Source organism: Vicinamibacteria bacterium (assembly GCA_035620555.1).
GTDB lineage: Bacteria > Acidobacteriota > Vicinamibacteria > Marinacidobacterales > SMYC01 > DASPGQ01.
Window position 1 is genome coordinate 1 of sequence record DASPGQ010000390.1, and the last position, 7,439, is coordinate 7,439.

Annotated in this window: 7 protein-coding genes; 5 read left to right on the forward strand and 2 right to left on the reverse strand. The window is 62.7% G+C overall.

The window, feature by feature from the left end; all coding sequences use genetic code 11:
* Window positions 1-800: GNAT family N-acetyltransferase (locus VEK15_15890; protein ID HXV62182.1), on the forward strand; the 800-nt coding region annotated here is incomplete at its 5' end.
* Window positions 801-824: 24 nt separating this feature from the next.
* Here VEK15_15890 and VEK15_15895 read toward each other — a convergent pair.
* A complete protein-coding gene (locus VEK15_15895; protein ID HXV62183.1) occupies window positions 825-1,601 on the reverse strand; it encodes an enoyl-CoA hydratase in 777 nt (258 codons plus the stop codon).
* A gap of 11 nt (window positions 1,602-1,612) precedes the next feature.
* A complete protein-coding gene (locus VEK15_15900) occupies window positions 1,613-3,088 on the reverse strand; it encodes a sodium:solute symporter family protein (GenBank protein HXV62184.1) in 1,476 nt (491 codons plus the stop codon).
* A 179-nt stretch (window positions 3,089-3,267) separates the two neighbouring features.
* Here VEK15_15900 and VEK15_15905 point away from each other — a divergent pair, with 179 nt between their 5' ends.
* From VEK15_15905 to VEK15_15920, 4 genes are all read left to right on the forward strand, one after another.
* A complete protein-coding gene (locus VEK15_15905) occupies window positions 3,268-3,936 on the forward strand; it encodes a prepilin-type N-terminal cleavage/methylation domain-containing protein (protein ID HXV62185.1) in 669 nt (222 codons plus the stop codon).
* Window positions 3,933-4,424, forward strand: coding sequence for a prepilin-type N-terminal cleavage/methylation domain-containing protein (locus tag VEK15_15910; GenBank protein ID HXV62186.1), 492 nt, complete (start codon window positions 3,933-3,935; stop codon window positions 4,422-4,424). The genes VEK15_15905 and VEK15_15910 overlap by 4 nt, the downstream gene beginning before the upstream one ends.
* A gap of 19 nt (window positions 4,425-4,443) precedes the next feature.
* Window positions 4,444-5,256: a pilus assembly PilX N-terminal domain-containing protein gene (locus VEK15_15915; GenBank protein HXV62187.1), complete on the forward strand. Its 813-nt coding sequence runs from the start codon at window positions 4,444-4,446 to the stop codon at window positions 5,254-5,256.
* Window positions 5,257-5,303: 47 nt separating this feature from the next.
* Window positions 5,304-7,439, forward strand: a 2,136-nt coding sequence (locus VEK15_15920; GenBank protein HXV62188.1) for a hypothetical protein, incomplete at its 3' end; no start/stop codon positions are given.

Below are 7,439 nucleotides of genomic sequence, written 5' to 3' on the forward strand. Positions count from 1 at the left end.
ATTACCAGGCTTGCGTTCGACTCCAGATGGAAGTCTGGGGATTCTCGGCGGCCGATGCCGTCCCGGAAATGCACCTCCTGGCGATGCACCATTTCGGCGGTCTCTGTATCGGCGCCTTCGATGACGAGCTCGATGGCGCCATGGTCGGCTTCGTTTGCGGTTTCTCGGGATGGGATGGCCTTAGACCTTTTCACCATTCCCACATGCTTGCCGTGCTACCCGCCTATCGGGGTCAGCGCCTGGGTGAGCGTCTCAAATGGGCGCAACGCGACCGCGCTCTGGTCCAGGGAATCGACTTGGTCAACTGGACCTTCGACCCTCTTCAGGCGCCCAACGCCAATCTGAACATCAACCGCCTCGGCGCCATCGTGCGCAAGTACCGGGTGAACCTCTACGGCGAGAGCCGTAGCCCTCTCCATGGCGGAGTTCCCACGGACCGTTTCGAGGCCGAGTGGTTGATTCGCTCGGAGCGAGTGGAGCAGGCTCGCGAGGGCAGATTGGCCGAGCTGCCGGGGTGGGAAAAACTTCCCCGGGTGAATCGAGTCCGAAACCCTTCGGGCTTTCTCGCCTGTGAGGATGAGCTCGAGCTCGACCGGACCGAAGACGCGCTCCTGGTCGAGCTCCCCCGGACGATCAACGATCTGATGGCGGCGGACAGAAACCTTGCGCTCGACTGGAGAATGAAGCTTCGTCGGATCTGTCAGGCTTACTTCGCCAGGAGCTACTGCATCCGCTCGGTTCACCGTGCGGGAAAAAGCGCCTTCTATCGTTTGGAGCGTGAAGACGTTCCTGGCGACTGATCTCCCGGCGCGAATTCTGATCGGTCAGCGCCCCTGCCAGCTCGGTGGTCTCTTCTCGAGAAAAGCGCTCATACCTTCCTGCGCATCGAGAGCGAGGGCGTTCATGCTCATCACTTCCTTGGCATACTGGTACGCCTTCCCCTGATCGAGATCGATCTGGGAGTAGAAGGCTTGCTTGCCGAGGGCGACGACGAGGGAGCTGGCCTCGGCGACTTTGGCCGCGAGTCGCTCGGTCGTCTCGCGAAGAGCCTCGCGGGGCACGACGTAATTGACCAGGCCCCAGTCTTTCGCCGTGTCCGCATCGATGAACTCCCCGGTGAGCAGCATCTCCATGGCTCGTTTGCGACCTACGGCCCGTGAGAGGGCGACCATGGGCGTCGTGCAGAAAAGGCCGATCTTCACCCCCGGCGTGGCGAAGCGCGCTTCGTCCACCGCAACCGCCAGATCGCAAGTAGCGACGAGCTGGCAGCCGGCCGCGGTGGCGACTCCCGGCACCTCGGCCACCACGGGCTGCGAGATCTGCTGGACGCACTCCATGAGCGACACACAGGTGTCGAACACGTGTCGTTGGTCGCGGAGGTCCTTTCCAATCATCTCGGGAAGGTAGTGCCCCGCGGAGAACACGTTGCCTTCCGCTGCGAGAATGATGGAGCGGACCCCGGAGCTCGCGGCGAGCTCGTTCAGCCCCGCGATCAGCTCCTCCATCATCCGCAGCGAAAGGGCGTTTCGTTTTTCGGGCCAGCTCATCGTGAGCCGGGCCACGGGTGTTGTCGACTCGATTCGAATTCGCTCGTAGGACAAAACGGACCTCCTCAATCGGTGATGAACTTCTTCCAAACGTGCTCGGGCGAGGGCGGGGTCGAGAGGCTCCCCACGAAAAGACCGAGAAACGACGCGGTTGCCGCCGGATAGAAGATGTAATCGTAATCGATCGGCAGCTCGAACAGGCCCAGGTCGAGGCTTTCGAGGCCGCTTTGATGGAGAACGGCGAAAAGGATCGTCACCGCCGTTCCCAGGGAGATGGAAAGCACCCCCCCGAGCGGCGTGACGCGCTTCCAGAGGAAGGCGGCAAGAAGCGCCGGCGTCACGGCGGCCCCGACGATGGTATAGGCGTACAGGGCCATGTCGAGGATGCTGGTGAAGCGAGTCGTTACCACGTAGGCCAACCCGGCGAGAACGATGATCGCGAGCCTTTGGATGAAGATCAACTTCCTCTCGCTCACGTCGGGGTCGATGAAGCGCTGAAAGATGTCCCGGGCGAAGCCGGTGGAGGGCACCATCAAGAAGGTGGTTGCGGTCGAAAAGACGATGGCGACCGCGCCGGCGAGGAGAAGGCACCCGGCCACGAGGGGAAGGTTGTTCCGCGCAAAGACGAGCAGGATCGTCTCCGTGGTGCGCGCATCCCAACCTCCGTCGCTCGCCACGAACGCGGGGTCGTTCCAGTACACTCCCGCGCCGAAAACGGCGGTGGTGTCCAGTAGGGTTTCCACGACGATGACGCCGAGCACCATGCCGATCACGGCCTTCCGCGCCGCCGCCTCGTCCTTGGCGGCGAAGAACTTCTGGTACATGCTGCTTTCCCCGAGCAGGAGAAACAGCGTGGGAAGAAACAATCCCAGGGCTGCCGAGAGCCCCAGACGTCCGGTGACGGTGAAATGCGTTTCCGGGAGTGTGGTGGTCAGGGTGCTCCAGCCTCCGGCGGCGTCGAGCGCGAGAGGCGCGGCGATGAGAATGCTCACGATGATGATGATGCCGTTGAAAACGTCCAGGGCCACGATCGAGAGCATCCCCGCCGTGACCGTGAACACGATGACCAGGCCGCATACGATCGCTTTTCCTGCCGTCGGAGAGATATCCGGGTAGAGGATGTTCAAGAGCCTCCCCCCGCCGATGAACTGATATCCGGCGATCGTCAGATAGCCGATCATGATGGCGAGTGTCCCCAGGATGCGCGCTGCCGGATGATACCGGGTCTCCAGGAGATCGGGCACGGTGTATTGGGCGATCCGCCGGACCCGACCCGCGAGGAAGTAGACGACCAAGATTCCAAGCCACGCGCCGGCGCTCATCCACAGCGCCGAGAATCCCTCGCGGAACGCCCTCCCCGCACCGCCGAAGAGGCTCCCCGAGCCAATCCAGGTGCAAACGAGCGTACCGACGAGCAACTGCCACGGGACGCTTCGGCCCGCCACCATGAAATCGTCCTGGGTTCTCACTTTCCGGGATCGGTGAATGCTCACGACAACGAGAAAAGCCAGGTACACCGCGACGACGGAGAGGTAGATCATCGATTGCTCCCGATTCTAACCCCAAACGATGACCGGCCGCGTGCGGAGGAAGAATCGCGATTGGGGCCAATTCACCCCAATCGAATTGGGCATCGATTGGTCCTTGGAATTGACTCACTCAGTTGTGGTATGCTCCGGGCACCCCCATAGCGTTGCAGAGGCAGAAAGGAGGTACTCCGGTGTCTTCCCCAACCCGTCGATCCTTGCGTCCCCGCCCTGCAGTGGGATTCACACTCATCGAGCTCCTCGTCGTCCTTTCCATCATTGCCATACTCGTGGCGGCATCCATCCCGTACGGACTCAACTACGTGCGCACCTACAAGATCATAGGAGCAGCCCAGGGAATCGCCGGCGAAGTGCAGAAAGCGCGGTCCCAGGCGGTCAAGCGCAACGCCGGTCGCGGAATTTTACTCAACTTCAACTACCCCGAGGTCGGACAGGTTCAATTCACGAGTCTCGAGGCGGATCCGACGACGGGCAACTGGGATGGCGTTTACTATCCCGCGAACCCGGGTGTCTTCGATCCCACCACGACGGTGGATTACGGCATGGTACCGACGCCGCCCAACAACGTCGTCGATCCGGATCCGGCCAGCGGGGTTCAATCGCCTCACGGTTTCCCCATCGACTTGCCGCAAACGATCGGCTTCGAGCCGGGTGACCGCAACGCTCTCTTGTTTCGCGCCGACGGATCGGTCGCCGCGGTGAACGCCACAGGCCCGGTTGGGCCGGCCGTTCTGAGACAGGACGGGACGGACTGGATCGTCACTTTGCGGGACGGCACGACGCAATTGACGCGCACCATCCACGTCAGCAGCGGGGGCCGCGTTCGCGTGGTGTCGCAATGATGCCCAGGGGTAAGCCGAAAGCCGAAGACGGCGGGTTCACCCTCATCGAGGTGACGGTGGCCACGTTGATCCTCACCGTGGGTCTCCTGGCGCTCGCCCAGATGATGGCGCTCGCCACGAGCTCCAACACGCTATCCGGCCGAATGACCTCTTCCGCCGCGCTCGCCAAAGAGCAGCTCGAGCGTCTCAAGGCGGCGCCGTTCTACATCGACCCCCTCCTTCGCGCGCGTAATCCGATGCTCGCCGACGGAGGCGCTCTCGACTCCGCCGTGTCGGGCTACGTGCAGTACTTCGACGTGGACGGCCGGCAGGCCGCCGCTGGGAGCTCTCTGTACGAAGTTCGCTGGCAGATCGAGACGATCAACACGAACCTCCCTCTGGAGATGGTGGAAATCCGGGTGCGATGCCTTCCGTCTTCGGAGAGCGACCCCTTTGCTGTGATAGGCGAAGCTCTCTTCGCGACCTATCGCACCGCCAACGTGAGCTGACACCTTAGGAGCGTGAATCATGTCTTCATCGAACCCCCTCAAGAACGACGGCTCCGCCTTCGTTATCTCGATCCTCGTCCTGTTCGTCCTGAGCGTTTTGGGAATGGCGCTGATGCTGACGACGACGACGGAGAAAGACATCGCCATCAACTACCGCTGGGGAGAGCAGGCGTTTTTCAACGCCGACGCCGCTCTCGAGTACGGCAAGAACGTGCTGGGGTCGTACCTTCTCAACGACGGCAACTTCGCCAATGTATTGCCCCCTGCGCGAGACGACGTCACCGTGCCCAGCGACGCCGCTCCGTGGGGCGATGCGCTTCCCGAAAACATATGCGACATCGCCCAGCCGGGTTGCCGCGAGTATCAATATTATGCGGACCGATGCCCTCCGGGCGGAGGCGGACCGTGCGTGCGGGTCTACATCGGCAAGGTACTCAGGCGGCCGGACGGAACGCTGGCGCAGTACGATTTCCGATTGCCCAACCCCGGTGTGGCCGGGGATCTCGACGGGGATGGAGCGCCGGACATCGACGGCACCGTCACCCTCTGGGTTCGCCGGCCAATCGTCGGGACGAAGGACTACGGGGCCATCGACTTCGACAATCCGGGCGGCATCCACGACCGTGTCATCCTGACGGCCGAGGGGACGGCACCGGGAGCGGCGGGAACTGGATCGCGACCGGTCTCGCTCCGGCGGCTGGAGATGACCGTGCGCCAGCCAGGGTCGGGCATCGAGGGCGATCAGCACTCGAATGTCACCCAGGGAAGCGGCCGCGACCGTCGCAGGCTCGATTACGACCAGGTCCAGACGTCGGGCTTCGGAACGCCTTGATTCATTAAGCGCCGGATTTCAGTGGGGAAGATATCATGAGTATCTTGATGCGGACTCTCAAGCGCATCGCGCTTTCTCTCGCGGCGGTCGTCGTCGCCTTTTCCTGGTCGAGCACCGGCCGCGCTCAGGCGGTGCCGGCGCCCTGTGTCGTAGAACGCGGGCAGGATCCGCTGGACGTGCTCAACACCGGAGTGAGACATAACCTCTGGATCGTGCTCGACGCATCGGGCTCGATGGGCGACCGAATCACTTTGCCCGATGGAACTCAGTCGTCACAAAACAAGATGCAAATCGCCAAGGACGCCATCAACCAGGTCATGGACAACCTGGTGGATTCCGCGGGACGGCCGCTGGTCAACTGGGGGTTCGCGCACTACAGGGATCAGACCGTTTTTCCGGTTGATGGTGTCCCCGCTTGTCCCAGCCCGTTGGTCCCGCCAGACGGGAACGCAGACAACTACCCGGACACCCCGCACGGATGCACCGGCCTGGAGGACGCAGCGTTCATCGACCCCGGAACGTGCGCTCAGGACTCGCGAGAGCTCGTGCGCTCCGTGCTCAACCCTCTCAGACAGTTCCGCGGCACAGGAGGGCAATCGCAAAGAACGCCCATCGGGGTGGCGTTCAGCGACTTTGGCGAGTACATCACTGGCCGCCATCGTCCCGACCTGGGCGCCTCGGGGAACCGGATCAACTTCGTCGACACCCTCCTGCCCGGGCAGAAGAATTTCCTGGTCCACATTACCGACGGTCTCGAAACCTGTGAGTGTGACCGCGGCGGCTACCCTCAGGCCCGCTTGAGCCCCCTTTTGAACTCCGTCACGATGCGGCCCAGCCAGTTCGATCCGAACCAGATCACAACCGCTACTGCACAGGACGATTTCAGGGTGTACAACGCCGCCTTGAAGGGCGAGTGGACACTCAAGCAGATCGACCCGACCCTGGACGGCTCGAAAGGCAACGTCTTCGTCGTCGGCTTCGACATCCAGAATGCTATCGACCAGGGCCGGATCAACACGGTCGCCTGGATGTCAAGCGGTGCGGGCTTGAGCCCGCAGCGGGACCCGAAGCTGATGCATTCGGCCTTCTTCGCGAATCAGCCCGACGAGCTCGAAGAAGCTCTCCGCCGCATCGTCGGCGAGATTGGAATTCCGGAGACCGATGTCACCCTCGGTGCCTCCGTCGTGGGCTCAGTGAAGGAAGTCATCCACTCTCACACGAACACCAACGTGGCACGCGCAGACGTCATTCCGAACGATTTGACCGACGCGGACGCCATCCGCGAGGCGCGGGCGATCCGCGCCGACCACCAGAACAACGTCCTCTTCTCGACTTCGGCGGAGGTCCCAGGCTTTCGCGGCCACCTGCGCGCGACCAGCATCTATACGGTGACCGACCCCAACCTGCCACGGACGGCGCGCCAAGCCGACTTCACCGAGATCTGGGACGCGGGCGACGTGCTGCAGAGCACCGATCCCGACACCCGGATGATGTTCTTCAATCTGCCGGGAACCGCCACCGTTCGTCCCTTTACTCCGGCGGAAGTCATCGCGAGTGGCCTCGACCTCGGGGTCGGGCGGGGCTATTTGAGCGAGCTCGATGGCGCCGGTGCGCAAGACGTTGACGATGCTGTGGAAATCGTCGTTCAGGTGATGCGCGGCTATCACCTTTCCATCGATCCAGTGACGCGGACGATTTACAAGAATAACGGAACCCTCAATCTCTCGAAGACCGATTCGGACGGAAACGATACGTGGAAGCTCTGGGAAAGCGTTGGTGGACCCTCGCTGGCGCTCAACCCGCCGCGCTCGCCGGATTTCGATCCGCCCCTGAACCACAGCACCGAGTACGGCGTGGGCGGGTCGGTCGAGGGCGACGGCTTCTTCTGGGACCACTTCAACCGCCGGACGGTCGTGTACTACACCGCCAACCCAGGCATTCTGCACGGCTTCTCCGCGGAAACGGGTGAGGAGCTCTTCGCGTTTCTCCCCGATGATGCCCTGGAACTGGCCGACCTTGAGGCCGACCGCGATACCATCGCGGATTTCGTGCGCGACGTCGTGACCGACAACAACAACGTCCTCAACCACAAGTTCATTCTCGCGAGCCCGCCCGTCGTTGCCGATGTCTTTCTTCGCTCGGACGTCGGCGCGGGAACCCAGCGGGGGGACGACGCGTGGCAC